The sequence below is a fragment of the Qipengyuania qiaonensis genome (assembly GCF_019711515.1).
Classification (GTDB): domain Bacteria; phylum Pseudomonadota; class Alphaproteobacteria; order Sphingomonadales; family Sphingomonadaceae; genus Qipengyuania; species Qipengyuania qiaonensis.
The window spans coordinates 44,581-67,914 of the sequence record NZ_JAIGNO010000009.1 but is presented as its reverse complement, the minus strand read 5'-3'; the positions used below and the strand labels follow the sequence as shown (position 1 = coordinate 67,914).

The following is a 23,334-nucleotide window of genomic DNA, read 5'->3' as shown; positions in this document are numbered from 1 at the left end:
TGGCAAATTTGCGCCCTTGTCTTAGCCGTTCAAGTAGATGCGACTTTCGTTCGAAAGCGGCCGTTCGTTCAGTTTGACTGGCGCAGATGGTAAGAATGCGCTCCTATCTCCGCCCATCCCGCTTTTATTCTCCTGAAGGCCGACATCACCATCAGAGGCTTAAAACTATGCCAGCACTTCAATAACCTTGGTTCAGTGATGCATTTTTTCAGTGGTGCCGACTTGTTTTCCATCGGGCATATATAGCGACCATTTAGCGCTCCCGCATGGCCTCGACGGCGCGCAGGATCCTAAGAACGTTGCCGCTGGTCATTTTCGCTATATCCTCACGGGAATAGCCGGCATCGATCAGTCGGGCGGTGACTGCGGGGAGGTCGGTGATGTCCATCAGGCCGTCGATCCCGCCGCCGCCATCCCAATCGGTTCCGAAGCAGACGTGATCGACCCCCGCTACGTCGATCAGGTGCAGCAGCGCCTCGACATATTGATCGAAGCTTGAGCCCCACAGCGGCTGAGTCGCGTCGAGAGCGCGCCACCTGCGGCTGAGTTCGCGCTGCTCGGCGGGCGACATCTGAGCGATGCTGTCGTACCGGTCGAAAAGCTCCCCTCGTTCGCCGGACAAATCGAGTTCGCTCAGGAAGATCGACGACATGCAGACGGCACCGCCTTTCGCGGCGATCGCGCGAATGCGATTGTCGTCGATATTCCTAGGATGGTCGTAGGCCGAGCGCGGCGAGGAATGCGACAGGATGATCGGCGCTTTCGACAGCGCGAGCATCTGGTCGAGCACGGCGTCGGAAGAGTGGCTGGCATCAATGATGATGCCCAGCCGGTTCATTTCGCCGACCCATTCCTTGCCGAGCGGGCTCAGCCCGTTCCAGCGCACGTCATCGGTGGACGAATCGGCCAGTTGGTTGGTGCCTCCGTGAACCGGCCCCGCCATGCGCACGCCGGCCTCGTAGAATTCGCGCATCAGCGAAAGATCGTCGCCGATCGGATAGCTATTTTCGATCGATTTGAAAGCGATCAGCTTGCCCTGCGCGTTCAGCGCTTCCGCTTCAGCGGCGGTCGTGGCGAGGCCCACCATCTCGGGAAACTTCGCCAGTTCGCGGTCGATCGTGTCGGAGCGTTGCCGCGCATGCTCCAGCGCGGCACGGTACCCCTCGGCCGTCAGCGGACCCTGGCTCGTGAAGATAACGAAGAATCCGCCGTCCAGATTTCCCGCCGCCATCCGGCCGAGATCGACCTGCGCGATCTCGCTCTCCAAAGGATGCGCCTCGGAGAAGTCCCAGCATTCGCGACCGAAATTGATCGCGGTATCCATGTGGGCGTCGAGCACGAGGAGGTCGCGGTGAATCTCGTCCGCCGAAGGCTGCGGGTCGCTTCCCTGGCTTGTAGCGCAGCCGGCAAGGGTCGTGACAACGAGCGCAACGACGATGCTTCTGACGATTCTGGACGTGCCCTTCCGGATTGTGGTTTGCTCCATCATTGCCCGCCCGCAGCGACGGGCTCAAACAGAAGATCGTGGTAGTCCCAGCTGAAATCGGCGACCGGCGAGACGGCCTTCATAGTGACTCTTTCCACCGCCCCTTCGGCATCCAGGGCGAAGGTGACATAGGCTGGCTCAAGGCTGTCCTCGTTGTAGTGGGTGATGAAGGTATCGTACTGATAGTGTTCGAGCCGGGCGGTAATCCCATCCCAATGCGGGTAGCTAACAGTGAGAGCGCCATTCTCTGCGGTCAATTCGATCGTCCCAAACCATGGATCGGCATATTTCCCAACATAGCCTGCCAACGGCAGCGAAGGGCCGACATCGTCAGGCTCCTTGCCCGGCGCGCCCATCTGCTCTGCCGCATTGCCGAAGTAGGCTGCGATGAAATCGCCGAATGCCGCGGGCCAGTCGTTGCCTTCGACGCCCAGATAATGGTCGAGTAGTTCGAACTGCAGCCCGGTCAGCAACCCTGCTTCCTCGCTATTGGTGGCGAGGAAGAACCCGACATTGCGATCGGGCAGCAGGACGAGACGCGTGATCGAACCATAGACCCCCCCGCCATGCATGATGACCCGCTCGCCGCGATAATCGCGAACGTTCCAGCCAAGCGCATAGGTGTTGAATAGCGGTGCGGTCTCGGAAATCTCTCCGGCATATATCGGCGTCGGCATGAGCACGACCGGATTCCACATTTCGCGTGCCTGCGCTTCGCTGAACAGGCGGGCATCGCCGGGCAGGTCGCCGAGCGCCAGTTGAAGTTCGATCCATTTAGCCATGTCGTTGGCGCTGGCAGCGATTCCGCCCGCTGGTGCAGCGACTTGCGCCACGACGAGCTTGTCGTCGAGCCGCTCCATCGTGCCGAGCCCGCGGATCGGCCCATTTATCCGAGCGTGTGGATCGGCCACCAAATTGCCGGGCCCGCGCATGTCGTTTTCCACGGTCGCGCGCGTCATCCCCGCAGGCCGCAGAATGCGGTCGGTAACGAATCTCTCCCAGCTTTCGCCGGTCACCCGTTCGATCAGTCGGCCCGCAACCATGTAGAGGATGTTGTCGTACGCGTAGCTGCTGCGAAAACTGGTTTTGAGCGGGATTTCGCCCAGACGCTCCACCACGTCGGCGCGGGTCAAGACGCTGCGTGGAACGAACAGCAAATCGCCCGCGCCAAGGCCAAGGCCGCTTCGGTGGACCAGCAAATCGCGCACGGTCATCTCGCGCGTCACCCAAGCGTCCTTCATCCGGAACTCGGGCATAATGTCGACGACCTTCTGGTCCCAACCGATACGCCCTTCGTCGACAAGGATCGCGAGCGCGGTCGCAGTGAAGGCCTTCGTGACTGAGCCGATCGCGAAATTGGTATCGGGGCCGACCGCGACGGGGTTTGCCAGATCGGTGATGCCAAAGCCGTCGGCAAAGGTCACCTCGCCGTCCTCGACGATGGCGATCGAGAGTCCTGGCGCTTCGAACCGCTCCAGCAGGACGTCGGCGCGCTCGTTGAGGTTCGCTGGCGGCGCGGATGCCGCGCGCGAGGCGACAAGGCCGAAGCAGACGACGACAAGGGGCAGAATGCGGAGCGGTCTCATGCAGGTCATGATGGGGCGATCTCCATAGGTTTGGAAAAAATACGGAACGTGCCGATCGTCAGCAGTGGCGCGACGAATAGGGCGAGCATGATCCAGCCGAACACGCCGTAGCCCCCGGCGATCAGATCGATGAAGCCGAGGTTCGTCGCTAGAACGCCCGCTCCAAGGACTATGAGGGCGCTGAAGCTCAAGCGTGCGGCCGCCGGGATGATCATCCCACGGCTGCGCGCTGCAGATATTGCCCGGTCTCCTAGCGCATTGACCATGCCGACCCCGGTTTCGAGCAACGCGACGAAAATCATCGCCTGGAATGCAAAGGTGAACCATGGCAGGCCGATGCGCGAAAGAAGATAGTCCGACGGCAATGCAACTTCGCTAATCTCCGGCACGAAGGCGACCATGCTAAGGTAGAACCCCAGAGCGGGCAACATCGCCAGCGGGCCTGCGAGCAGCCCCGACACCAATGCATCGCGACGGGTCCCGTGGTACCGCAGGAATGGCAGGATGAGGACCGCACCGATCACGTTATAACTGGCATAGGTGACCCCGCCCACGATCCAGCCAGAGCCGGGTGTCGAGGCAGCCAGCTTACCCCCGATCTGATCGCCGAACGCCCACAGCGCGAGCGCCACGAAGACCGCATAGACCGCGTAGATCAGTGCGGACGAATATCGGAACATGCGCTCCGCTGCGGCGGTGCCGAGACTGACCACGACGATGACGAATGTCAGGAGAATTGCCGTGCCGATCCATCCCGGCCCTGAGAAGAGTGCCGCGAAGATTTCGCCCGCCGCCGCCGCGATCACCGCAATCACCAGGATCATGAACAGGACATAGGCGATTTCGAACATGATCCAGCCCGGACCGAGAAGATTCGCGAAAAATGCGCGGTAGTCGGTCGCCTGAACCTGACGGGCGAATTCGAAGGTGAGGGCGCACACGACGCTCCAGATCGCCATCGCGAGCAGCAGGCCCAGCAGCCCACCCTGGGGGCCGCTGCCGATGAAGAACTCCGCAATCTCGCGTCCCGTAGCGTAGCCGCCGCCGATCACCACCGCCTTGAACGCGAGGCCTGGCAGGATCAGCCGCCGAAACAAGCCGTTCGAGGCGGCCGCCTCGCTCATGGGGCGAGACAGTTCTCGACAAGGCTGTCGAACAGATCGCCTCTGCGGATCGGATCGGCCACGGGCATCCTCAGCCGTACGGCCTCCCGGGCGAGCAGATCGTTTGCCTCATCTAAGCGGAGCGCCGAGGTATTTAGCGATACGCCGACGCAACGGATCGCCGGATTAGTTCGGCGGCCCAGCTGAATCGTGAGTTCGACAACCTGTTCGATATCGGGAAGAGGGAACTCGGAGTGCCCGAGCACATGCGTGCGCAAAGGATCGTGGCAAACGACGAACACGTCGGGTTGGCTGCCGTGCAGCAATGCCATCGCGACACCCGAATAGGCCGGATGATAGAGCGATCCCTGCCCTTCGATCACGTCCCAGTGATCGTCAAAATTGTCGGGCGAGAGAACCTCTGCTGCTCCGGCGGCGAAATCAGCGACCACCGAATCGAGTGCGATGCCCGCGCCCGCAATCAGGATGCCGGTCTGGCCCGTGGCGCGAAAATCGCTCGCCACCCCGCGTGCGGCGAAAGACTTGGCGATCGAAAGCGCGGTATATTTCTTCCCCAGCGCACAATCGGTGCCGACCGTCAGAAGACGTTTTCCGCTGCGCTTGCGACCCGTGGCCACCGGTAATTCCGCCGGGGGCTGCCTGACATCGATGAGGCGCCCGGGCGATATCTCGGCAGCCTCACGCAAGCCTGGCAGATCTCCGAGCTTCGCGTGCATGCCGCTTACCAGGTCCAGCCCCGCCGCCAGCGCCATTTCCAATGCCGGGAGCCATTGCGGGGCGATCCGCCCGCCGGAATTCGCGATACCGATGACCATTGATTTCGCGCCGCGCGCGGCCGCTTCTGCCGGGTCCATTCGGGGCAGCCCGGTTGAGACGGTCGCGCCCGGCAAGGCGTACTCGCCCACGCATTTGTCGCCTGCCCAGTCCCGCAGTCCGAAAGCGGTTTTGGCATAGCCCGGCTCCGTGCAATCCCCGATGAAGAGCAGATAGGGAGTTCGAAGTCCGCAAACTTCTTCAGTCATCTCCCCTTGCGTACTCGAGCGCGTATTGGCCGCGATAGCACCGGACGCCAGCGCCAGTTTACCACCTTTGCTATCCATCGTCAGAAGCTGGCTGCGGCGGTCAAGCCAAAGGTCCGCGGGCGGATCGGCGAGGCGGCCAGCAATGTGCCTGGCCGGTTACCGAGGTCGCCGAAGCTGGTCAGCCCCTGGCTGTTGGTGAGGTTGTTTGCAAAGGCAGTGATGCTAAAATTGTCGAACGCCACCCCGGCACGCAAATCAACCTTCTGGTAGCCGTCGATCTCCAGCCTGCGGCCGAACAGGGTGCGATAGGTCTGGTCGAACGCGCCTGCCTGATCGCTCACCAGCCGGACATCGCCGCCGACGAAGGCGAGCGCGCTTCCACCGATGTTCCATTCGTAATCGACGCTCATCGTGGCGGTTAGCTCTGGCGTGTAAGGCAGTTGGTCGCCGTCGAGGCCGCCAGTCACCGGCGGCGTGTCGTCGGTCAGTTTTGCATCATTATAGGCTCCGTTGAACATGACGGTGAGCCCGTCGACCGGCCGAACCGTCGCGGTCAGTTCCGCGCCGTAGACCCGTGCGCCACCGCCGTTGTCGTTCGCACCCACCGGGCCGATCGCGCTGTCGAATGCGCCGAAGATGAGGATGTCGTTCCAGTCGAGATAATAGACCGCACCGTCGAGCGCGAAGCCACGATCTACTGTTTCCGCCCGGAAGCCGATCTCGTAGCTGACTAGCGTGTCCGCGTCGTATTGAATCGGAAAGTCGGCCGCGGCTCCGGGCGGAACGACGTTCGGGCCACCCGGCCGATACCCCTTGGCGACGCGCGCATAGACTGAGCTGAAGTCGCTCAGTTCGTATCGGGTATCGACCGACCAGGTGACCACGTCCTCGTTCGATTTGCCTTCGTTAATGTTTGGCGAAGGAAGACCTTGCAGCGGCTGGAAGGCGCCCCGCTCGGTCTGGATTACGCTCTGGTCGTTCTTGGAATAGCGGATGCCACCGCCCAATTCCCAGCGCGGTTTCAGCTCGATGTTCACATTCGCAAAGGCCGCGATCTCTTCATATCGGGAATCGAGATTGAGGACGAGAAGGTCCGCGAAGCCGAGGACAGTCGGATCGAAAAGCGCCCCGGTGTCCTGCACGAAAGGAATGAGGCTCTGTTCGATATTGACGGTCTCGTCGGTGTAATAGCCGCCGATCTGCCATTCAAACGGGCCGTCGGCCGAGGAGAGGCGCAGCTCCTGCGTGAACTTCTCCTGTTTCAGGGGCGCGTCGAGAAACACGCCGACATCGTCGGTACGCCCGCCGAAAGTCTGATAGACAAAGGTCACGGTCGGCCCGAACCCGATAGTGTTGTCGCTCCGTTGCCGCTGGTCGAGCTGACCGAAGCTGGTCACCGAGGTCAGCGAGACCGGTCCGAAATCGTATTCAAGCGTTCCGTTGTAGAGGCGATAGTCGACATCGTTATTTTCGGCATAAAACTCGGTCCGAACCAGACCGTCGACCGGGTTGCCGGTGTTAGGGTCGATGTCGATCGGCTCTGCCGTGACCGGGTCGGCGTCGAAAGAGCTTGGCGAGCCTGCACGAATATTCTGTGCAAGTGCTGTCAGGCGAACAGAGAAGTCCGGGGTCGGCTCAAAAAGGGCGGAAACACGACCGCCGTAGATTTCTGCTTCGTCGATCTCTTTCTCGGGCGTGCGACCGATTGCGTCCACGAAGCCTGCCCGCTTGCGATAGAAACCGCTTGCCCGCACTGCCAGGTTCTTACCGAGGGGCACGTTCAGCACACCGTTTGCATGGTAGCCCGTCCCGCCCGCGTCTACCGTGTCGATACCAGCTTGTACGCTGGTCTCGAATTCGCCGAGCTTCGGCGCAGCAGTCACGAAACGGATGACCCCGCCCAGTGCATTTGACCCGTACAGCGTACCCTGCGGCCCGCGCAGGACCTCCACCCGCTCAAGATCGAAAGTGTCGAAGTCCCCGGCCAGAACGGCCGCGTTTCCTAGGCTCGAGCTGGAGCCAAACGGCGTATCGTCGACATAGATGGCAACCGTGGAGCCGACCGAGCCGGTGTTCACACCACGAAGTATCACACGGGTTTCGCCCGGAGTACTCTGTGTGAGGCTGAGGCTGGGCACGAGTTCGACGTAGTCGGTAAAGCTGTCCGCCTGCTGCCGATCCAGCGTGTCGCCACCGACGACGCTGATCGACTGGGGCACTTCCGAAAGCGCCTGCGTGCGCTTTTGCGCAGTGACGATGATGACTCCGCTTCGCTCGTCGAGGCTATTTTCCTCCACGTCGTCGTCGCCAGTAACCTGGGCCGACGCAACCGCTGGCATCGCCATGCCGAGCAGGGCGGCACCGCTTACGAGAATGGCGCGGCTCGAAATCGTTGCTTTCCTCATATCCACTATCCCCCTTCTCACTTTGGCCTGTCGAAATCTCATCCCACTCGACTCGATAGGCCAATATTTTCTAATCAGGACAATAATGTCTCTATAAGAGAAATGTCAAATTTCTGCCTTCGGCTGGTCCTGCGTGTCGCCAGCCGCGGGATCCTCGTCGAAACGCACGGCAAATACCTTGCGCGCCGGGGCATCCAGCAGCCGCAGCAACGAGGCTGCAATCACCGCGATCCCGGCAAGCAAGCTAAAATAGATCGCCGGAGAAACTTGGCTCCAGAAACTCCCGACCACGCCCCCGGCCAGACTGCCCGTGAAGATCGCGAAGAACCAGCTGGCGACCGTGCTGGCGCCGAGACGTTGCGGGGCGAGCCGGGCGAAAATGCCGAGGCCATTGGGAAGAATGTACAACTCGCCGGTCGTCAGTATCAGGAAGAACGCCACCAGCCAGATCCAGCTGGCCTGTCCGTGTTGTTCGATCGCCGCGGCGAAGGCGAGCAGCACGTATGCGCACGCAACAACCAAAGCGCCGATCGCCATTTTCTGAAGCGGCGAATGCTCCGTTCCCGCCTCCGCCTGCCGCCGCCACCGCGCGAGCAGGAAGGGCGTTAGCAGAATGACGATCATCGGGTTGAGCGACTGGAACCAGGTCATCGGGATTTCGAAGGCGCCTGCCATGCGGTCCACGCCTTCATTGGCCCACAGGGCAACCGTGTTGCCGACCTGTTCGTAAGCACTGCGAAACAGAGTGACCGCCAGCAGCAGCGCACCCAGCAGCGTCAGCGTGGCACGGTCGAAACCTTGCCAGCTTCCGCCAACTTCCTCCTCCGCAGGCCGATCCCGCGTTTCCGGCGGCAGGTACTTTCCGCCGATCAGATAGATTGCCAGCCCGAAGACCATACCGATGCCCGCGGCACCGAAACCGTAGTGCCAGCCGTAAAATTCGCCCAGCGTCCCACAGATCAGCGGTGCCAAGAAGCCGCCGATGTTCACGCCGACATAGTAGACGTTGTATGCCCACGGCCTGCGCGGATCGTCCGCTGCGTAAAGATCGTTAATTTGGCTCGGCAGGCTCGGAAGGAAGAAGCCGTTGCCCAGCGCGATCGTGGCCAGCGCGACGTACAGCATGAGCTCGAAAGTCATGAGGAAGTGGCCCAACGCCATGATGGTGCCGCCAAGAATGACCGCACACCTCTTGCCCAGCCAGCGGTCAGCGATGATTCCGCCGAAGATCGGCGTGAAATAGGCAAGCGCGGTGTAGGTGCCATAAATGTAGGAAGACACGCTCTGCTCGATCAGCAGTTCCATCGTCATGTAATAGACAAGCAGCGCGCGCATGCCGTAGTAGGAGAATTGCTCCCACATATTGGTGAGAAACAGCACGGTCAGACCGCGCGGCTGGCCAAACCAAGTCTTCTGGCCGTCGGCTGCCAGCGTCTCGGTCACCCTGCGTAACCCCAGACGTTCTGATCACAGCGAACCTTTCCCTTGGCGTAGGAAATCGATGGATCCCGATCCTTTGCCAGGAAGGTCGGCCCGTCAAGGTCGACGTAATCACACAGTTGAGCGAGGATATATGCAGGTGCCATGGCAAGGCTCGTGCCGACCATATTGCCGACCATCACTTCGAGCCCGGCCTCGCGGCACCGCTTTGCTGTAATGAGGGCTTCGGTCAGTCCGCCGCACTTGTCGAGCTTGATGTTGAATACTGAAAATTTGCCGACCAGCGAGGCGACGTCTGCACTGGTCAGCGCGCTTTCGTCGGCAGCCAGCGGTATCGGGCAGTCGAAACCAATCAGGTCGTTCTCGCATCCGCGCGCGAGCGGCTGTTCAAGTAGAGAGACATTGCAGTCCACCAGCGCCCGCACCAGACGGTCGAGTTCGCCGACGGCGAAACCCTGATTGGCATCCACTCCGATCCAGACATCGTCCCGAGCGGCGCGGATCGCGGCGACACGCGAAATGTCCAGATTGAGTTCGCCCGTTAGCTTGACCTTGATGGCCTGCGCTTCGGCGTAGCGTGTCGCTCCGGCGGCCATCGCCTCCGGTGTGTCCGCGCCAAGGGTAAAGGTCGTCACCACCGGTTGCGGTTGATTGATTCCCGCAACCTGCCAGGTCGGTGTGGCCTGCCGCCGTGCTTCAAGCTCCCATAATGCGCAGTCGATGGCGTTACGTCCGCCCCCTGCCGGCATGGTCTGCAGCAGACCTTCCCGGTCGATCCCCGCTTCGATTGCTGAACGAGCCTTCTCTATGTCAGCCAACATATGATCGGCATCGTCGCCCAGATAATAAACTCCGCCGCCTTCGCCGCGACCCTCGTGCTCTCCATCGGACAAGGTTGCCACGATCACGTCGCAGTTCTCGAACACATGCCCGGATATGCGGAATGGGGCAGCGAGGCGTAGCGTTTCGCGCCGCGCCGCCAGCTTAAGCTGTGTCATTAGAAGTTGGTCCCGAACCCGATCATGTGGAATACGAGACCGATCCAGAGGACGACCAAGCCTGCAAGCACCAGTAGAACGCTCCAAGCCTTAGCCGTCCATGGACGCCCGCCACTCCAGACCTGCCAGAGATACCAGCAGAACACGGCCGGTGCGCCAAAGAACACGACGACAGTGGCCAACTGGAGGATGATGACAATCGTGTCGAATGCTCCGCCGAGATTGGTCAGGTCGCCGAACATCAGCGTGATCGTGACTGCCCAGCCAACCAGCATGAGGAGGATTGCAAGCGCCGCAATCCGCGACAGGCGATAGCCCAGTAGTTCGCGCCCTTCGAATCCCAGCACCCCGGAATAGTGCCGCCGGACCAGCGCACGGGTGGGCCATAGCAGCGCCGTCAGCAGCAGGACGAGAAGGCTCGCATAAAGCAGCGGCATCAGGAGCGAGGCGTCCTTGTACCAAGGAACCCTCTCGAATACGGTGAAAGCCGACATGATCGAGAGGCTAAAGCGCGTCACTTCGCCATCCACCACTTCCGCGCCCAGCTTCTGATGGCTGTTGATATCCTCCCAAAGAAAGGGCTCGACCTCGACCCAGTTCGCCGGCCGCCCCGTTAGGCCGAGTCCGGGGGGCAACACGAGGTCACCATCCGCGTCAACGCCCACCGACGTCTGGCCTAGAAGCTGGGTCAGGTTGAGAAAGGTCGAATCCGCGCGGCGCGACGCCATCCAGTTCCCGGCGAGCATTTGTGCGTGCTGGGCGGAGGTTTTGGCATCGACCCTGCGCGTCTCCGGCTCGCCGGGAAAATAGCGATCCGCAAATTCGGTGAACAGGTTGATCCGCACGCCGTTGACCGCACCCTCTTCGCCGCCGCTGTTGAACGACGCATACAGGCCCACACCTTCGTCCATGAAGAGGTGAAGCGATGTGTGAAAACCTTGGGTGTCGCCGAGGTGGGCGATCACGTCCTGCCCATTCACGCCGGTTTCGAAGAAACCAAGCAACATCCGGTCAAGACCGGGGATCATGTCGGTCGCGCTGGTGTGCATCTGCTGCGCGGTGTCGGTCTCCAGAATACGGCTGCCATCGAACTCGCCGCCATTGAGGTGTGCCAGCATGAAGCGCGCCATGTCGGCTCCGGTGGAAGTCATCGATCCGGCGGGCGCGGGCCCGATGATTTCGTACGGCACCACCTCGCCAGAGGCCTTGTCATAGCCCGTGGCAAGGTTGCCGCGCATGCTTTCGGGAACCGGTTGGCGGAACGTGGAATCATCCATGCCGAGCGGATCGAAAATATGCCGCTCCACATAATCGTTGAACGGTTCGCCCGAGACGCGCTCGACGATATAGCCCGCAAGCGAGGTACCGTAGTTCGAATAGGCTGGTGTTTCGCCGGCATCGAAGATGCGCTCCGGCACCCACCGCTTCAGCAGGTCGTCATAAGGAGGGATCTCATCGCGATCATGCCCGATGAGATCCTTGATCTGTTCCTCGAAGCCAGCGGTATGGGTCATCAGCTGGCGCATGGTGACCGGCTCGCCGTTGCGCTCCGGAATTTCGAAATCGAGATACTGGTTGACGTTCGCATCGAGATTGATCCGGCCCTGTTCGACTTGCTGCATTACGGCAGTCCAGGTCACCAGCTTCGAGACCGATCCCGGTCGGAACAGCGTGCGTTCGGGGTCCACCGCGATCCGATCTTCGACATTGGCAAGTCCGAAGCCGCGCTGAGTCAGGATCTCACCATCCTTGACCACCACGACCACCGCACCCGCGATGTCTCCGTCACCCAATGCATATGGCATGTACCCGTCGAGCCAAGTATCAAGATCGGACTTGGTCAGATCCGCGCCGGTCGGTCGGTTGCGCGACGCATCGCTGGTGCGGACCGCGGCAGCGGTTTCGGGTTCCGCCGCGACGGGCAGATCAAGTTGCGGCGTTTGGGCAAACCCGCTTCCGCCTGCCCAGAGTAGCAACGCGCCCATCGCTGCGAACGCGGTGAGGATTTCTTTCTTCAAACACATTACTTGTCCCCCGCCCCTGCGGCTTATTGCTTCGATCCGTGTTCATCGCTAGCTTGCTCGAACATCAAATGGCATGATCAGGACATAATGATCCTAATTAGAAAATTGTCAAATCCAGGTCTGCAAGGGCTACGTTTGTGACGGAACGACATCAGACCCTCGGAAGCCTCATGCGCGGCTTGCGCAAGCGCCACGGGTGGACTCTAAGGCGGATGAGCGAAGAGAGCGGCATACCTGTGTCCACGCTTTCCAAGGTGGAGCACGATCGGCTCACGCTGACCTATGACAAGCTGCTCCAGCTGAGCCAGCGACTGGGGATCCGCCTGTCAGAGCTGTTTGCCGAGCCCGAAGAACGCGGCGAACGTTCCGTCACCGCACGTCGCAGTATCGGTCGGCTCGATCGCGCAGTGCGTGTAACGACCGACAATTACGATTACTATTACATGTGCCCGGAACTGCGGAACAAGCGCATGATTCCGATCGTGACGACGATTCGAGCTCGCACGGTAGAGGAATTTGGCAGCCTAGTCCGCCACTCGGGCGAGGAATATATTCACGTTATCGATGGCAGTATCGTCGTTCACACGGAGTTCTACGATCCCGTAACCTTGAATCAGGGCGAAGGAATTTACATCGATTCGGGTATGGGTCATGCCTATGTCGTGGCGGAAGGATATGACGAAGCTCATGTCCTAGGCATTTGCGCGAGTCGCGAACAGGACTTCGCTAAATCACTCATGACGATCCACGGCGACGATGCACTCGATTGAGGCGTTCCACCGCCAGGAGCGAGATACTGCGAAAGAGGGTCGCAAACTCGGTGCAACAAATCTTGGCTGCCGCAATGATGCTCGACGAATAGGGCAAGCGGAGGTCTCTCCTTCGGTCATATAAGCTATTGAAGCAGGCACAGCATTAAAAGCATGCCGGATAGCCGAACTTGAGAGGCCATCGCGATGCTGATGCATCTGGCCGCGTGCGCTGACGATGGCGTGCCTTGTCGAAGAGATCGCCGCCGAACATGGGGAAACCCTGGTCACCGCGCGTCCCTTCCCATTGCGCGATCACACGACCGCGCTGTTCGACAGCGGCGGCGAGAAACCGCCGATGGTCCTGCTGCATGAATTAGGGTTGGACTGGCGCATGTGGTCGCGCGTCATTCCCCGTCTCACGCCGCACCACCGCGTCGTCGCGATTGACCTTAGGGGCTTCGGCGCAGCGGCAGGGGCACCGACCGGTCGGCCCCGCCAGAACTGATGCGACGACTGCCGCAAACATGACTGTCATCCTCGATGCGCCGCACATGTTCGCGCTGACGTATCCCGAGGAACTCGCGCAGGCCATCCTCGCTGGCTGAGCGCGTGCGTGGCTAGAGGGCGTCCACCACGCCGCCATCGACGCGCAGGGATGCGCCGGTGGTGGCGCTGGACAGCGGCGATGCGGCGTAGGCGATCATGTTGGCCACCTCCTCCACGCTTGACGCACGCCGGATGATCGAGGTCGGGCGGTTCTCCATCACGAAGTCGGCGGCAACCTCCTCCAGTGGTTTGTCGCTCTGCGCTGCCCGGTCGGCGAGCATGTCTTCAAGCCCTTCGGACAGGGTCGGCCCCGGCAGGACCGAGTTGACCGTCACCCCGGTCCTCGCGAGCCGTTTCGCGAGACCGCGCGCGAAGGCGACGTCGGCGGTTTTGCTCACGCCGTAATGGATCATCTCGGCCGGAATGTTGAACGCGCTTTCGGAGCCCAGCATCACGATCCGGCCCCAGCCCTTCTCCACCATAGCCGGTGCGTAGGCGCGCGACAGCCGTACCGCGCTCATCACGTTGACCTGCCAGTGGCGATCCCACGTCTCGTCGTCGGTATCGAAGAAATCGACCGGCTCGAAAATTCCGGCATTGTTGACGAGGATGTCGACCGGCCCAGTGGCGGCGTGGATCGCCTTGCACCCGTCCGCCGTGCCGACATCGCCGGCCACGGGCTGCGCGCGCGCTGCTATTAGTCCGGCGGCCTCGGCGGTGCGCGCTTCATCGCGCCCGTTGACGAAAACGCGCGCGCCGCATTCGGCCAGCGCCTTGGCGGCCGCAAAGCCGATCCCGGCGGTGGAGCCGGTCACGAGGGTCGAACGGCCGGATAGATCGAGTTTCAATGTCTGTCTCCTGACTGGATGAGTGTCACCAACGCATCGGCGATCGCACGGTTTCCCTGCGCGCCTGGATGCAGCCGGTCGCCGCTGTCGTAGGCGGGCAGAAGCCGCACAGGATCGGCCGGGTCGGCGAGCAGGCGATCGAGATCGAACACGGTTGCCGGTCCGTGATGGGCGCGCAGCCAGTCGTTGAACGCGCGACGCAGCGCGTCCTTTTCGGCCGTCCAGTAATTGCCCTCCATCGGCGTGCCGGGCAGCGCATCGCCGAAGGGGGCGATGGTGGAGAGGATCATCCGGGTGCCATGAAGGTCCGCCTGTGCGATCAGGCTGCGGATCCCGTACTGCAGCGCTGCCAGCGTAACCATAGACTCGTCGGGCCGGAAGGGCGTGCCGGGCCAAGCGATGTCGTTGGTCCCGATCAGGACCACCACCGTGTCCGCCCTCGGGAGCGCAAAGACCTCGCTCACGACCCGTTCGAGCACCGGCTGCCCCATGCCTAGCGAGAGCAGGCGATTGCCCGATATCCCGGCATTCACCACCGCTAAGTGTCCGTCGTCAGGACATTTGGCATCTTTTCAGCACATCTCGATAAACTCGGAATGACCGACATGAGGGCGCATAGCTGACGGATAACTCCATTTAGATGCTGGCCAGTGGCTGATGACCCTTAAACAGCATCAATACCCTTACGCAGCCAGTACCGATATCGAGAGGTACCGATCGCTACAGCCATGCGATTTTGAGACAAATTGGACGTGCATCGAATTGCCCGAACCTTCGTACCCATTGTGTAGGGAAGGTTTCGGGAGGTGGATTTGAGACAGGCTACGATCATTCAGACTGGGTTGATTTTCTATTGTCTGTGCCAACCAGTGACGGCCATAGCAGCATCAGCCGATGAACAGCGCATCGGGTCTGACGAAGATGACCCAAGCGACGTGTCACAACCCGAAACCGATGTCATAGTTGTATACGGGCGTGCATTGGAACAGATCGGTATTGCCGTTTCCGGCTCGCAGGGCACCGTGGGTTATGCCGATTTCGAAACGCTGCCCATCAGTCGCACGGGTGAGTTGGTAGAGAATGTTCCGGGCGTTATAGCAACACAGCATTCGGGAACAGGAAAGGCGAACCAGTACTTCCTGCGCGGCTTCAATCTCGATCACGGTACAGACTTTGCAGGCTTCGTGGATGGCGTCCCGATCAACATGCGCACCCACGGCCACGGCCAAGGTTATCTCGATTTCAACTTTGTCATTCCCGAGACGATCGAGCGCATCGACTATCGCAAAGGCCCTTATTTTGCCGATGTCGGTGACTTCTCGGGCGCGGGAACAGTGGCCTTCAAGACATACGATACGCTGCGGCCCTTCGCCCAGGTTACGCTGGGCGAGTTCGGCTACTATCGAGGCACGGCGGCAGGCAGTACTCCACTGGCAGAAGGGAATCTGCTGCTCGCGTTCGATGGTACATTCTCGAATGGCCCATGGGTCCGGGACGAAAACCTCGAGAAGTACAACGCACTCCTGAAATATAACCGAGATTTGGGAGACGATCGCTTTTCGGTCCAGCTAAACGGCTATCACGCGCGCTGGGATTCGACCGACCAGATTCCAGAACGCGCCGTGGAAAGCGGACTGATCGACAGATTCGGCTTCATCGACGACGATCTCGGCGGAGAAACGACCCGCTTCGGTCTCGTCGCCAACGGTTCGCTCGGAGGGGCCGAGTTCAATGCTTTTGCGACCTATTACGATCTGGTGCTGACCTCCAATTTCACGTACTTTCTGGACGATCCCGTGGATGGAGATGAGTTCCAGCAGCAGGATCGGCGCTACGTGTTTGGCGGTTCAGCGAGCAAGACCTTCACAGTTACCGCTGCGCCTTTGCCTATGAAACTGACGATAGGTGGCGATCTGCGTTACGACGCGATCGAGAATGTCGGGCTGTTCGAAAGCGTTGGTGCCGTTCCGACGAACACTATACGCCGCGATCAGGTCGACGAGTTCAGTGGCGCGCTTTATCTGGAAGGTGAGTTCGATCTAACCGAGCGGTTCCGGGCTTACCTGGGAGTGCGGGGCGATTTGATGAGCTATGACGTCAACGCTGATCTATCGGCTAATTCAGGCAGTGGCTCGGATACGCTGCTCTCCCCCAAAGCCGCACTCGCCTGGCGCCCTGTCGACAGCCTCGAACTCTATGCCAATTACGGCGAATCTTTTCATTCGAACGACGTGCGCGGAGCCACGATCTCGATCGATCCTGCGAGCGGCGATCCGGCCGACCGGGTGCCGGTATTCGTGCGTGCGCGCGGGGCGGAATTGGGTGCACGGTTCGAGAGGCCGAATTTCACCGCCTCGCTGGTCGGTTTCTATCTCGGCCTCGATTCCGAACTTGTCTTCGTCGGCGATGCGGGAACGACCGAGCCGAACGACGCGACCCGGCGCTATGGGGTAGAAGCCACAGCCTTCTGGCGACCCGCCACGTGGCTGACACTCGACGCCGCCTATGCCTATACGGACGCCGAGTTTCGAGATGTTGCCCCCGGACTGACCGAGATTCCGGGTGCGGTGGCTGACGTACTGTCGGCAGGGATTTCCGCAGCGCCCATGAGAGGACTCGACCTGACGATGCGCCTGCGCCACTTCGGGGAAGCGCCGCTGATCGAGGACGGATCAGTCACCTCCGACCCAACGACTTTGGTCAATCTGGGCGCGTTCTATAGTCTGGGGAGCCTGCGGGCCGGGATCGAAGTTTTCAACCTATTCGATGCGAACGACGCCGATATCACCTATTTCTATGAATCGCAGCTTGCCAGCGAGAACACCCCGGTCGCGGACCGGCATTTCCATCCGGTCGAACCGAGACAATTTCGTTTCAGCCTGCGCTATCGGTTCTAGTCGATCCCACGGGCAGCTTAGGCCTCACGATCGCTGGCGTGTCGTTTGGAGAGCTTACCGCTGATAGTTCCAGCGATATGCCCCGAAACCCCGCATCGAACTGATCTGGTCGAACTCCGGTTTGATGTCGCGAAAACTCGATCGCACGCGCTCGATATATTTGGAGACGGTCTGGTCGTAGATTTCGCCTCCAGCGATGGTTGCCAGAACAGATCGCGTCAGTCCCCGGCCCTGGGCTTTCACCAGAGCTTCTACCATGACGTGCTGGCTTCGTGGTAACTGGAGCGGGCAACCTTCGAAAAGAAGATCGCCGCGCCTGTCTATGGCAATGTTGCCGTAAGTGAATTCTTCGAACTGGAGCAAATTGCATCCACAGTTCGGGCAATAACTTGTCGGGGCCAGGCGGTGCAAGTTCTGGTGGTGGATCATGTGCGGACGCTCCTCGCGCCATAGCCATCGCGGATAAGGCTCTGAGCGATTAGGCCGAGCGCGAGCAAGGCTGCGACAGGTATCAGCCACGCCATATGACTCATCGCCGTTTCCATTGACGCTACGACACCTTCTGCTTGTCCTGTCGTGCGATTGACAATCCAAGCCATTGCTGCCGCAGCACTGAGATAGGCCAGCGCCTGACGCAATCCATTGTAAAAGGAGTGACGAGACAGGACTAGCAATGACGGAACAACGGCAGCAACGATGGCCAATTGAACGAGTTCGATACCGAGATTGAACCCCAACAGTGTCAGCGCGCCGCTTACCATTCCAGCATGCGCTTCTTGAACAAGTGTTGCAAAGGCAAGCCCATGAACCAGCCCGAAGATAAGCGCGACGAGCGGTTCCTTACCGGGCAGAAGTGGGCGCACGGCATGCATCGCGGAGATGAGAACCGATACGGCAATTGCAATTTCGACAGGGGCGGTCGGCAGCGACCATTGCCATACGGTTGCTGCGATCAGCGTGAGGCTGTGACCAATTGTGAAAGCCGTAACAATCTTGGCGAGCTTGATAAGCGTCGCGCCTGTCGGGCGATGCCCTGCCCAGCGTCCGGACCGGGCGACGAGCGGAGCGGGTAGTAGCAGCACCAGAAGGAACAGCAGGTGGTCGTATCCCTCGATTATATGATGTGCGCCAAGCCCGATTGCGCTGGTAAGGGGCTCGAGCGCGCCCTCACGGGCGAGCGTGATATTCAGCGGAGGACTGCCATTCCGCACAGCCCCGATGATTGTCCGTTCGCCGCCGCCCGGACCATCATCGAGGAGAAAAAGCGCAAAATGTCCGGGCAACGTATCGATCAGCACCCGCCATTCCATCGTAAGATCAAGCGGAGACGCCCCGCCCGGAGGCACCAACTCTGCAACGGCGTGCAAATCGGGCGGGCCATCGATTTGGACGAACTCGACACTGCTGATGGACACCTGCCATCGCTGCCCGCTTGGGGTCGCGACATCGATATGATTGAGGAGGTATTCGCGCGCCGCGCGAAGAGAGTGGTCGCTGCTATCAACCGGATTGCCGGTGCCAAAGGCATATTCGCCACGCGGCACGATAATGTCTGCAATCACTGTTTCATCTAACACGCTCAACCGGACCTCCGAATTGGGAGTGGAGTGCGCGGCGAGCGGTGCCGCTATAATGGCCAGCGCCGCAAGCAAGATGAACTGCAAGAACGAGCGCACTTTTTCAATCATCCGTGCGACAGCCAGATCAGAGAAGTTTCCCGTTTGAAGATGTGCGGGTTCAGCGTCTCTGCCTCATCTCGTGCCATTGCTGCCTCTGCTTCCCTTCCCAACAGTTCGAACGCTTGTGCACGAAGCGCATAGAGCGGAGCGCTCCGCCATCCCGACTTTTCGGCCAAAGCCAGTTGATCCAGTGCCTCGTTCATTTCCCCGTTGGAGAGCAGGGCTGATGCAAGCAGGATGCGAGATTCTCCATAAGGTCGAGCAGCCAGATTGCGGCGCGCAAGATCGAGAGCTTTGTCTGGTGAACCGAAAACAAGCTCGTGCTCGACCGCATGTCCGTACGTCGCTTCGGGAAGTTGAGCGAGACGCTCATTCCATATCGCTGCTGCCTTGGCGGCCCACAATTGGCTTTCCTTGGCTTGCCCGTTCGCCCGCAAAAGCATGGCCAACGCGTCAAGCACTTCAGCCGACGGAGCGCGTAGCGCTACATCTCTCATTTGCGCGATTGCACCATCCAGATTGCCTTCCAAAGCCTGAGCCTGCGCCAGATGGGCTTCAATCAACCAGAAACCGGGGAACAAACGATCGGCCTTTTCGAACCATTCTCTCGCAGACTCGTACTCGCCTCGAGCGAGGTTTACGCCTCCGATCTGCATAGCGGTGTTGGCGTTGGCGAAGGGTGTCGTTGCTTGCGGGTCCGGATTGGCATCGGCAAAATGTTGGATCGCGGCATCGAAATCACCGCGTGATTTGGAGAGTATCGCCAACCGATAGGCGACACCTGCACTAGGACCGTAGCGGCCGGCCTCTTCGTAGCGAGTACGCGCGAGGCTCATATCCCCACGGTAGAATGCAATGTCGCCTTTCAGGCTCGCACTCTCGGCGAGTTCCGTAGGCTCGCTTTTTACCGCCCATCCGTCCATCACCCTCAAAGATGCTTCGGCACGTCCGAGCTGGTGGGACATCTGGGCAAAGACGGCATCGGACAACACTGGACCGGAGCCGGCAGGTGCCAAGCGTTTCGCCTCCGACAATGCCTCGCCCGCAGCCGCAAGCTCGTCATATGTGTAGCTCAGGTGCGAGCGCAGCAGATATGCCCGCGCGAGGCTTTCGTGGCGAAGCCATTGATCCCGTCCCTTTCGCACGCGCTCTCCTCCCAGCGCGATGTCGGCCTCGGACCGCGCGATCGCCGCGCTATAGGAAGCAGGTCCGAATCCGGAACGGTGCCAATCGGCCGCACTAAGCCGCGCTTCGGTCTTCTCATTCGCCAACCACTCGACGCCAGTGAGAAGGGCGACGGCAGCGATCGGAACGGCAAGATAGCGAAATTGTCTTAGCGCATCAGGCATAAAGGGCGACGCTCTTGCTGCGGCTCTCAATTTGAAGTGTATTGGCGGACGAGCGCGGCTCGTCCGCCAAATTTGCCACTATTCGGGCGTTGCGCAGGGGGTCAGTCCGGCGCCTGTAAGGTCGTCTGCAAGCGCATTTGTAAGCCCAGTCAGTGTTGCCGCCAGATCAGGTACGAAATCGCCATTGGCGTCCTGCGCCGGCCCTGCATCGTTATAGGCATTCTTCCGGCCAGACGGGATGAGCGCGGTCGAAACGGCTGGCATGCCCATACGGTCGACCCTCACATAACTCGACTCTGGATCGCTTCGGAAGGCGAACATTGCCCCACTATTGTCCGCAATCGGTGGTGATCCTTGCGGCGGCGCCAGATACGGGAACGTATCTCTGAACGAGACATCGTTAGCCGGTGGATTGAGCGGCAGGCCGGCAAGAGTCCCCGGCCCGTTGACAGACAGATCCAGGAAAATGACCGCCAAGGTCACATCGATCACCGGGTTTGTGAGTTGTCGACCGTTCGGGAAGCCAGAAGCAGCTGACAGATCCAGAGTAAGAGTGTCTGGGACGACAGCTTGCGCCACTGTAACGCCGGTTCCCGGGATCATCTGATCGAGGCATGCTTGAACATTGAAGGAAGTTGGAGTTGGTGTCGGCGTTGGTGTTGGCGACGGCATCGCGATAGGATCGTCATCGTCATCGTCGTCGTCCCCATCGAAACATCCGGAAAGTGTACCAAGACAAGCGATGAGCGAGGTCGCCATGGCCAGGCGACGAAGCGGAAGATAGGTCCTAGTGTTCATCAGAGCTGCCCTCCAAATCGTGCGGTTGCTCCCCAGACGTCCACCGGCGCGCCAGTGTCGATGCGATCTTTGGGAATTTCGATGACGACAGCGGTCAGATTCTGACCCGCAAAGAAATCACGATCGGAATCGAAGCTCAACGTTCCCGTACTCAGAGTGTCTCTGAAGCCCTGAAGATCGAAGAAGAAAGGATCGTCGAAAAGGCCGGCCCTGACCCTCACGCCATCCTTTTCCAATGTCGTTTCGACCGAACCTTCGATCGCTCCGGTAACTCCCGGCAAGCCGGTTACGCGAATGCCGAACTGGTCCATCGCGCCCGTTCCGAAACGAAACCGGATCGGTATGTCGGTGGTCGTCCGCGGCGCAGTGTTCGAAACATTTATCGAATAAAGGACGTCGGGATCATAGGTTGCAGGCTGGTCGGTCGCCTGTGGCCCCGAGAAGGTCAGCGCCACAATGACCGATGTGTCCGTGTGCCAGGCATAGATATCGGCGATGTCTGCAGCACGGTCCGGGGTGCTATCCATCGAAGGATCGGTTCGGGCCGGCGGATCGAGGTGGTCGGCAGCAATTATTCCGACCCCTGGCGCAAAAAGGATGGCTGCTGTCGCAAGCGAGAGCCCTCCCAATGCATATGGCAAGGCTTTTGAATATTTCATCGCGATCTCCCCATCTAGGCTCAAATACGGAACCAGTGTCGTTTCCGGGCCTTTCGAGCGCCCTCGCGAGAAGGCACCCTGACAACACTGACGACTCCAAGCCGCAAATCGATGCACATCGCGCCAAGAAAAATTTCCAGCACTCCGAAAGGGCGAAAGCCTACAGACGAGTTTCCGGCTGCAACCCAAGTTTGGACTGTCGCTCAAGAGGATATCCGGCTACGTGATGTTCTGTGCCTGATCCGCAACCCCCGCAAAGCCAGGCAGATCATACCGCACAAGAGAGCTCTGAAACCGAGCTGCTTTCGCGCGATATCGTACTGGTTGGCCGCCTCGACAGAGAGGCGTTTCGGCGTGTGTATGCGCGTTCTGCCAACAAGCTGTTTGCAATCACCCTTGGGGTAACGCGCAACCATGCCGCCGCCGAGGACGTGCTGCAGGAAACATATCTCAAGATTTGGGACCGAGCTGGAGGTTATGATCCCGACCGCAGTAGGCCGCTAGCTTGGCTGTGCGCCATCGCCCGCAATACCGCGATTGACTGGTACCGGACCCAGTCTCGGCATCGCCATGTAGGTGAAGAGCGGCTGGAATTGCACAAGAGTGAAGCGATCGCGGCCGACGACCGTATCATTGCTATGGACCGCGAACGTAGTGCTTTGGCGGCGGTCGAAGAACTCGACACCGAAAGCGAAACCGAATTGAAGTCGATTTTCTTTCTTGGACTGACCTATCCGGAAGCCGCCGAGCGGCTCGATTTGCCCGTCACCACATTCAAGAGCCGGGTGCGCCGAACAATCCTCAAGATTCGCAAGAAGCTGACCGATGACTGATCGCCAGCTTCCCGACGACCTCGAAGTCATGGCGGCCGGCCTTGCACTCGGGCTACTAGGCGAACGCGCGCGCGCGGAGGCCTTGCGCCATCAACTGGAGAACCCAGGCTTCGCGGAACGAGTGTACGCCTGGCAGAAGACTGCCGGTAGCTGGTTGGAAGATGTCGAGCCTATCGAGGCCCCGGCAAATGCGCTCTCTTCAATCGAAGCATTGCTCGATCGACGGGCTATGGGCACAACCCCAGCACAACCGATTGCAAACGACCGGCATTCGGTGAAGCTTTGGCGCACCTGGGCCATTACCGCCACAGCCGCTTCGTTGGCACTGGCTGTCGGTTTGGGTGTGGCGCTGTTTTCTGCCAATCAGGAACCAGATCAAGATGATGCCCCGATCGCTGAGTTAGCTCGACCATCTGCCAACGTCGCGCAAATCAAAGATGCCGAAGGCGTCCCGCTCCTGAGCGCACTCTACGATCCGGGCTCGGGTAGTCTTTCCCTGCGGCTGGCCGATCTACAACAACCGGAATTCGGTCCCGAACTGTGGGTCATCCCAGAAGATGGCACACCACGGTCTCTCGGACTGATCGACAGTGAGCGGTTGACCGTGATTTTGTCGCCGGAACTGCGCTCGTTTCTCCGCGACGGAGCGACGATGGCGATAACCATAGAGCCGCGGGACAGTGCCCCACATGATGCCCCGACCGGCGAAATACTTGGAACTGCGACACTTCAAGAGGTTCCTGGAAACACAATTTAGTAGGGTGAGGATTGGATCCGCCGACAGATCGGTCCCTTCCCCTACGCGCGCACCAAGGACCGGCACTCAACTTTGAGGTTCGGTTTTTGTCACATATAACCCGCAGGCGAATGTCCGCTTCCGAGCACGAA

Annotated in this window: 20 protein-coding genes; 5 read left to right on the top strand and 15 right to left on the bottom strand. The window is 60.2% G+C overall.

What is annotated here, in order from left to right:
- Positions 1-253 precede the first annotated feature (253 nt).
- The 8 genes from K3174_RS13095 to K3174_RS13060 all read right to left on the bottom strand — a co-directional run bounded on the left by K3174_RS13095 (position 254) and on the right by K3174_RS13060 (position 12,085).
- A complete protein-coding gene (locus K3174_RS13095) occupies positions 254-1,486 on the bottom strand; it encodes a dipeptidase (protein ID WP_247712171.1) in 1,233 nt (410 codons plus the stop codon).
- A complete protein-coding gene (locus K3174_RS13090; protein ID WP_221559268.1) occupies positions 1,486-3,081 on the bottom strand; it encodes a serine hydrolase in 1,596 nt (531 codons plus the stop codon). Before K3174_RS13090 ends, K3174_RS13095 begins: the two co-directional genes overlap by 1 nt.
- The gene (locus K3174_RS13085; protein ID WP_221559265.1) at positions 3,078-4,196 is read right to left on the bottom strand and encodes a YkvI family membrane protein; all 1,119 of its coding nucleotides are present in this window, start codon (positions 4,194-4,196) and stop codon (positions 3,078-3,080) included. The genes K3174_RS13090 and K3174_RS13085 overlap by 4 nt, the downstream gene beginning before the upstream one ends.
- Complete coding sequence (locus K3174_RS13080; RefSeq protein ID WP_221559348.1) at positions 4,193-5,218, bottom strand: N-acetyltransferase DgcN family protein; 1,026 nt, start codon at positions 5,216-5,218, stop codon at positions 4,193-4,195. Before K3174_RS13080 ends, K3174_RS13085 begins: the two co-directional genes overlap by 4 nt.
- A gap of 80 nt (positions 5,219-5,298) precedes the next feature.
- On the bottom strand, positions 5,299-7,623 hold the full coding sequence (locus K3174_RS13075; RefSeq protein ID WP_221559263.1) for a TonB-dependent receptor: 2,325 nt from the start codon (positions 7,621-7,623) through the stop codon (positions 5,299-5,301).
- 105 nt (positions 7,624-7,728) lie between these two features.
- Positions 7,729-9,066, bottom strand: coding sequence for a peptide MFS transporter (locus K3174_RS13070; protein ID WP_221559261.1), 1,338 nt, complete (start codon positions 9,064-9,066; stop codon positions 7,729-7,731).
- A complete protein-coding gene (locus K3174_RS13065) occupies positions 9,063-10,061 on the bottom strand; it encodes a dipeptide epimerase (RefSeq protein WP_221559257.1) in 999 nt (332 codons plus the stop codon). Before K3174_RS13065 ends, K3174_RS13070 begins: the two co-directional genes overlap by 4 nt.
- Positions 10,061-12,085, bottom strand: coding sequence for a serine hydrolase domain-containing protein (locus K3174_RS13060; protein WP_247712170.1), 2,025 nt, complete (start codon positions 12,083-12,085; stop codon positions 10,061-10,063). The genes K3174_RS13065 and K3174_RS13060 overlap by 1 nt, the downstream gene beginning before the upstream one ends.
- A gap of 212 nt (positions 12,086-12,297) precedes the next feature.
- Here K3174_RS13060 and K3174_RS13055 point away from each other — a divergent pair, with 212 nt between their 5' ends.
- Both K3174_RS13055 and K3174_RS13050 read left to right on the top strand, forming a co-directional pair.
- Complete coding sequence (locus tag K3174_RS13055; RefSeq protein WP_247712169.1) at positions 12,298-12,855, top strand: helix-turn-helix domain-containing protein; 558 nt, start codon at positions 12,298-12,300, stop codon at positions 12,853-12,855.
- A gap of 217 nt (positions 12,856-13,072) precedes the next feature.
- Positions 13,073-13,342: an alpha/beta fold hydrolase gene (locus tag K3174_RS13050; RefSeq protein ID WP_221559253.1), complete on the top strand. Its 270-nt coding sequence runs from the start codon at positions 13,073-13,075 to the stop codon at positions 13,340-13,342.
- Positions 13,343-13,454: 112 nt separating this feature from the next.
- Here K3174_RS13050 and K3174_RS13045 read toward each other — a convergent pair whose 3' ends face one another.
- The gene (locus K3174_RS13045) at positions 13,455-14,231 is read right to left on the bottom strand and encodes an SDR family NAD(P)-dependent oxidoreductase (protein WP_221559251.1); all 777 of its coding nucleotides are present in this window, start codon (positions 14,229-14,231) and stop codon (positions 13,455-13,457) included.
- Positions 14,228-14,767, bottom strand: a complete 540-nt coding sequence (locus K3174_RS13040; protein ID WP_221559250.1) for a GDSL-type esterase/lipase family protein — start codon at positions 14,765-14,767, stop codon at positions 14,228-14,230. Before K3174_RS13040 ends, K3174_RS13045 begins: the two co-directional genes overlap by 4 nt.
- Positions 14,768-15,100: 333 nt before the next feature.
- Here K3174_RS13040 and K3174_RS13035 point away from each other — a divergent pair, with 333 nt between their 5' ends.
- The gene (locus K3174_RS13035) at positions 15,101-17,128 is read left to right on the top strand and encodes a TonB-dependent receptor (RefSeq protein WP_345719654.1); all 2,028 of its coding nucleotides are present in this window, start codon (positions 15,101-15,103) and stop codon (positions 17,126-17,128) included.
- A gap of 54 nt (positions 17,129-17,182) precedes the next feature.
- Here the strand turns inward: K3174_RS13035 and K3174_RS13030 are convergent, their stop codons facing one another.
- The 5 genes from K3174_RS13030 to K3174_RS13010 form a co-directional block, all read right to left on the bottom strand.
- Positions 17,183-17,491 carry a hypothetical protein gene (locus K3174_RS13030; protein WP_221559248.1) on the bottom strand — a complete coding sequence of 103 codons (309 nt, stop codon included), beginning with the start codon at positions 17,489-17,491 and terminating at the stop codon, positions 17,183-17,185.
- A gap of 62 nt (positions 17,492-17,553) precedes the next feature.
- Complete coding sequence (locus K3174_RS13025; protein WP_221559238.1) at positions 17,554-18,816, bottom strand: HupE/UreJ family protein; 1,263 nt, start codon at positions 18,814-18,816, stop codon at positions 17,554-17,556.
- The gene (locus K3174_RS13020; protein WP_221559236.1) at positions 18,813-20,156 is read right to left on the bottom strand and encodes a tetratricopeptide repeat protein; all 1,344 of its coding nucleotides are present in this window, start codon (positions 20,154-20,156) and stop codon (positions 18,813-18,815) included. Before K3174_RS13020 ends, K3174_RS13025 begins: the two co-directional genes overlap by 4 nt.
- Positions 20,157-20,234: 78 nt before the next feature.
- A complete protein-coding gene (locus K3174_RS13015; RefSeq protein ID WP_247712168.1) occupies positions 20,235-20,915 on the bottom strand; it encodes a DUF4331 family protein in 681 nt (226 codons plus the stop codon).
- 38 nt (positions 20,916-20,953) lie between these two features.
- The gene (locus K3174_RS13010) at positions 20,954-21,613 is read right to left on the bottom strand and encodes a DUF4331 family protein (protein ID WP_221559232.1); all 660 of its coding nucleotides are present in this window, start codon (positions 21,611-21,613) and stop codon (positions 20,954-20,956) included.
- Between the two features lie 356 nt (positions 21,614-21,969).
- Here K3174_RS13010 and K3174_RS13005 point away from each other — a divergent pair, with 356 nt between their 5' ends.
- Together K3174_RS13005 and K3174_RS13000 are read left to right on the top strand one after the other, a co-directional pair.
- Positions 21,970-22,446 carry an RNA polymerase sigma factor gene (locus K3174_RS13005; RefSeq protein ID WP_221559230.1) on the top strand — a complete coding sequence of 159 codons (477 nt, stop codon included), beginning with the start codon at positions 21,970-21,972 and terminating at the stop codon, positions 22,444-22,446.
- Positions 22,439-23,203, top strand: a complete 765-nt coding sequence (locus K3174_RS13000) for an anti-sigma factor (protein WP_221559228.1) — start codon at positions 22,439-22,441, stop codon at positions 23,201-23,203. Before K3174_RS13005 ends, K3174_RS13000 begins: the two co-directional genes overlap by 8 nt.
- The last annotated feature ends 131 nt before the right edge of the window (positions 23,204-23,334 follow it).

Bases quoted from the DNA above. Each gene is read 5' to 3' on its own strand.
- K3174_RS13015 (WP_247712168.1), bottom strand. From the start codon at position 20,915: ATGGCGACCTCGCTCATCGCTTGTCTTGGTACACTTTCCGGATGTTTC.
- K3174_RS13060 (WP_247712170.1), bottom strand. From the start codon at position 12,085: ATGTGTTTGAAGAAAGAAATCCTCACCGCGTTCGCAGCGATGGGCGCG.
- K3174_RS13065 (WP_221559257.1), bottom strand. From the start codon at position 10,061: ATGACACAGCTTAAGCTGGCGGCGCGGCGCGAAACGCTACGCCTCGCT.
- K3174_RS13055 (WP_247712169.1), top strand. From the start codon at position 12,298: ATGAGCGAAGAGAGCGGCATACCTGTGTCCACGCTTTCCAAGGTGGAG.
- K3174_RS13000 (WP_221559228.1), top strand. From the start codon at position 22,439: ATGACTGATCGCCAGCTTCCCGACGACCTCGAAGTCATGGCGGCCGGC.
- K3174_RS13075 (WP_221559263.1), bottom strand. From the start codon at position 7,623: ATGAGGAAAGCAACGATTTCGAGCCGCGCCATTCTCGTAAGCGGTGCC.
- K3174_RS13020 (WP_221559236.1), bottom strand. From the start codon at position 20,156: ATGCCTGATGCGCTAAGACAATTTCGCTATCTTGCCGTTCCGATCGCT.
- K3174_RS13095 (WP_247712171.1), bottom strand. From the start codon at position 1,486: ATGGAGCAAACCACAATCCGGAAGGGCACGTCCAGAATCGTCAGAAGC.
- K3174_RS13080 (WP_221559348.1), bottom strand. From the start codon at position 5,218: ATGACTGAAGAAGTTTGCGGACTTCGAACTCCCTATCTGCTCTTCATC.
- K3174_RS13025 (WP_221559238.1), bottom strand. From the start codon at position 18,816: ATGATTGAAAAAGTGCGCTCGTTCTTGCAGTTCATCTTGCTTGCGGCG.
- K3174_RS13090 (WP_221559268.1), bottom strand. From the start codon at position 3,081: ATGACCTGCATGAGACCGCTCCGCATTCTGCCCCTTGTCGTCGTCTGC.
- K3174_RS13010 (WP_221559232.1), bottom strand. From the start codon at position 21,613: ATGAAATATTCAAAAGCCTTGCCATATGCATTGGGAGGGCTCTCGCTT.
- K3174_RS13050 (WP_221559253.1), top strand. From the start codon at position 13,073: ATGGCGTGCCTTGTCGAAGAGATCGCCGCCGAACATGGGGAAACCCTG.
- K3174_RS13085 (WP_221559265.1), bottom strand. From the start codon at position 4,196: ATGAGCGAGGCGGCCGCCTCGAACGGCTTGTTTCGGCGGCTGATCCTG.